Origin of the sequence: Helicobacter saguini, from assembly GCF_000762875.2 — a bacterium.
GTDB lineage: Bacteria > Campylobacterota > Campylobacteria > Campylobacterales > Helicobacteraceae > Helicobacter_A > Helicobacter_A saguini.
In genome coordinates this window covers 1-3183 of record NZ_JRMP02000040.1, presented here as the reverse complement: position 1 = coordinate 3183, position 3183 = coordinate 1, and the positions used below count along the sequence as shown (strand labels likewise).

3 protein-coding genes are annotated in these 3183 nt (G+C 27.4%); 2 read left to right on the top strand and 1 reads right to left on the bottom strand.

Annotated features, from left to right (window positions below):
• On the bottom strand, nt 1–889 hold an 889-nt coding region (locus LS64_RS11990), incomplete at its 3' end, for a lipase family protein (protein ID WP_238699494.1).
• A gap of 445 nt (nt 890–1334) precedes the next feature.
• Between LS64_RS11990 and LS64_RS11985 the strand changes: the two genes are divergently transcribed.
• Both LS64_RS11985 and LS64_RS11980 read left to right on the top strand, forming a co-directional pair.
• Nucleotides 1335–2561, top strand: coding sequence for a tyrosine-type recombinase/integrase (locus tag LS64_RS11985; protein ID WP_118949215.1), 1227 nt, complete (start codon nt 1335–1337; stop codon nt 2559–2561).
• Entirely contained in the window at nt 2534–3070 is a 537-nt protein-coding gene (locus tag LS64_RS11980) for a site-specific integrase (protein ID WP_118949216.1), read from the top strand. Before LS64_RS11985 ends, LS64_RS11980 begins: the two co-directional genes overlap by 28 nt.
• Nucleotides 3071–3183: the final 113 nt, after the last annotated feature.

Sequence of the window (3183 nt, the reverse complement as noted above, 5' to 3'; positions counted from 1 at the left end):
AAAGTGTTTTATCTATAGTAGCATAAAGCCAATGTGGTGGATTATTAACACTTATGGGATTATTATCATCATAATCTCCTTCTTGCAAAGCTTTATTTACTTCTATACTATAGAGAAAGATACTATCATTAATTGATGATTCTAAAAGATAGGAGTAGAAATAGAGAGTTTGAGTTGCAGGCATTACAGAATGAGAAAGAAACCATTTTCCAATCTTAAAACACTCTGCACCACGCAATTTTATTCCTGTGTTAATGTTATAATGATTGCCCACAATATCTACACCTAGATTTTGTATAAGATTATCTTGCCATTGATTATTTATCGCATCTGTATCATAAGTTGTTTGTATATGATAGATTCTATTGCTTATGTTTAGTTTGTGTTTGAATCTATTCTTATAGTTTTCTAAAAGATTTTTATATAAAGAAACTAAGTTAGAATCTAATATTTCATTTATATTACTAATCAAATCATAAGGTGGTTTTAAATTTTTAGCTCCAGGTGAATTAAATGTATAAACTTCATTGATATTTGCTTCATTTTTATCATTGCAAAGATTTAAAGCAAATAATTGAGCAAGACAACCTCCTAGTGAATATCCCGTTATATTAAGGCTTTTGGGTTGCGTTATATCAGGGTATTTTTCTACACATTTGTTATAGAATCTTAGCATATTTTCGTAGTATACTTGTGGCACTTGCCCTTTTGTTAATAGATTCCAAAAATCAGCTTCTAAATAATCTTTTGTATCATAGCTACCACGAATAGCTAGTGTATATTGTTTAGAATCTTTATGTTTAAATAAACAGGCATGGAAACCTTGTTTTTGTTTGTTATTTTTATAGTCAAACTTAGGATAAAATTCTAAAAGGTCCGTATCTATCAAAAAATCTCTTAACTTGATTTGTGGTCATATCACCTTTTAATATTCCAACTTTAATTTTTCGCTTGTTGGGAAACATTAAATCTTCTACATACACTTCCTTCCCATTATATTGATTATCCATAACATATTTTACACTATTAATATATTGTTTTTTATGTTTATTATCTATATATCAATCAAATGATAGAATAATCTTACAAAATATCACAAAATACACACTTTTAAAATTCATTGATTCTTAAATCAATGGAATCTGCCAAAAAAAGCATATAAATATCTATTAAGATTGTTAGTAAAGTTGTAAGTAGCAAAAAATGCGGACAGCTGGGCGTTTTAAGGACTTGCTTAAGTTTCATTTAAGGTTAAGATATATTGACAAAAAATCTTTAAAATCTTAAAAATGTTACATTGTGTAACATTAAAAATTTAAACTTAAGGATAAAAAATGTTGAATTTTAATTCAAAAGCGGACGTGTTGGATATTGTAGAATCTTATGAATTTGTGATTAAGATTTTGGATAATGTTAGTGATTTAAGAAAAAATCTAAGATTGCTTAAAAATGCTAAAAGTGGATTGTTTGCAAGTTTTGCTAATGATTGCAAGGTAGAGTTTTTAGAATCTGCCATTAAAAGCAAAAGCTTAAACAATAAGCTTATTAGTTGCAAGGAATGCAAAGGCTTATCCTTGCTATTGCAATATAGCAATAAAAGCGTAAATTGTAGTTTAGTGTATAGATTTACACAAAACAAAAAAACACAAATGATAACACTTTGCAAGGTAGATTCTAACTTAGATTTAGAATCTAGCAAAGCAAAGGTTAAGGAAATGCAAGTTGTGCTAAATAGCAAGGATTTCAAAGATAGCTATCTAAGCTTAAAAGATTATCTTACTATGAAAAAAAATCAAAATGATTTGCATATTTTGGAAGCGTTTGATATGTATATCAAAAGCAAGGATTTAAGGAATGAAACGATTGCAAATTATAAAAGAATGTTTAATTTGCACGTGCTTTCATATTTCGAAAATGTGAAATGTAATAATGTTACTGAAGCGTTTGTAAGGGCGTGGCTGGATAAATTGCATAAAAAAATCAAATATACTGATAAGATTTTTATACTTATGAAAAATATATTTAGATTGCTAAAAGAAAAAAAATATATTGTAAGAAATGTGTTTTTGGAAATTGACTACAAGATTAGCTACAAAACACATAAATACAAAAAGCTAGATTCAATTAGTGAAAATGATTTAAAAGCCTTGCTAAATGTGGATTTTGTGAATAAAAAATATAAAACACACATTAAGGATACATTGCTTTTTAAAATGGTTTTATTCACAATATATACTGCATTGCGTTTAAAAAATGTTGTAATGCTGGAATGGAAGCATATTGACTTTACAAAAAAGATTCTAACATTCAAAGGTAGTGAAATGAAAAATAAACAAGATTTTATCTTACCCTTGAATTCTGGTGCACTTGCAATTCTTAAAGAAATGCAAAAGTGTAAGATTTCTAATTTTGTGTTTGATAGAAATTTAGCAAGTCATAAAATCTATATTTCAAATGTGATAAAAGCCTTAAAAGAATGTAAAAAAGCCTTAAGTGATAAAGAATTGAAGCGGGGGGATAGACGTAAGTTTTTTTGCAAGTTGCTAAGAAATATAATTTAGATTCTAAGTTTGCAAATAAATATTTTTATAGCAAGGTAAAAAATGGAAATATAGAATTTAGCTTTAAAACTTACAAAAATACCACAAAAGCAAGTCAATATACTTTTAAAAATGTGTTTAGTGAAATGGTAAAAAGGAAGCTAAATATTAACTTACATTGCATACGCAAGGCTTTCTCTACGATTCTAAATGAAAAAGGTTTAGAGCATAATATACACAAATATATTATTGATTCTTGTCTGGCACATTCTACAATGCAAGGAAGCGAGGGAAGCTATAATTTTGCTACTTATGAATTAATGAAAAAGAAGCTAATGGATTTCTGGTGTGGATATATCGATAGCTTAATGGTAGCAAGTGATAATAAGCTACAAATGGTAGCAAGTGATAGCTATATGCTAGATTCTAGCAAAAAGGTAAGTGTTGAAATAGATTCTACTAATTTAAAAGAAATATTAGAATCTAATGAAACTAATAAGACTAATGATAATGATACATTAAGCTTTTAAGGGGGCGAAATGAATAAAAATGAAATTGAATGTTTAGAAAATTGCTTATGTGATATTGTGTTGCATAATTTTCAAAGAATGATTAAGGATTGCAAGGGTAACGATAGCAAGTT

Excerpts from the sequence above, each read along its gene's own strand:
- LS64_RS11985 (WP_118949215.1), top strand. The coding sequence starts at position 1,335 with ATGTTGAATTTTAATTCAAAAGCGGACGTGTTGGATATTGTAGAATCT.